The sequence below is a fragment of the Enterococcus silesiacus genome (assembly GCF_001886225.1).
Taxonomy (GTDB): domain Bacteria; phylum Bacillota; class Bacilli; order Lactobacillales; family Enterococcaceae; genus Enterococcus_L; species Enterococcus_L silesiacus.
The window spans coordinates 1-476 of record NZ_JXLC01000069.1 but is presented as its reverse complement, the minus strand read 5'-3'; the positions used below and the strand labels follow the sequence as shown (position 1 = coordinate 476).

General features: G+C 44.3%; 1 protein-coding gene. It reads left to right on the top strand.

What is annotated here, in order from left to right; translation table 11 throughout:
• Positions 1-476 (top strand): hypothetical protein (locus RV15_RS18820; protein ID WP_167364121.1); only part of this gene is annotated, 476 nt, incomplete at both ends.

Sequence of the window (476 nt, the reverse complement as noted above, 5' to 3'; positions counted from 1 at the left end):
TTCTACCAAGAGTTCTGGAACATGGGCATGGGCTGGACTCCCTACTTTAGCAGGTGGTGGGAGTGCGCTGACAGGAAAAGCTGCTGCTGCTCTGGCAGGAAAAGCTACTATTGCTCTAGGAACAGGAGCATTAGCAGGTTTATTTGTAGGGTTAGTGGGAATAGGACTTAACACACGAGCGAAGGATTTACGAACAGATGATGGAATAGATGCTAGAAACTATGGTGTGAACAGACTTCCTAAAGGGTGGTCATCTAACGATTATAATGTGAGAGGACAACGAGGATCATTAGTTGTTGATAATTTAGGTCGTAGAAGGATTAGCGTTGATCGCACCACTGGAAAAACGACTTACTATAGCGCAACAGGAGAAACTTTAGGTGAGAAAGAATTACCTAAGCAAGCTGGATTAGGACAGTCAAATGGTGGAAGACACGAACCGCTTGATTTGGATGAAGAATTGGCAATGGAAGAAG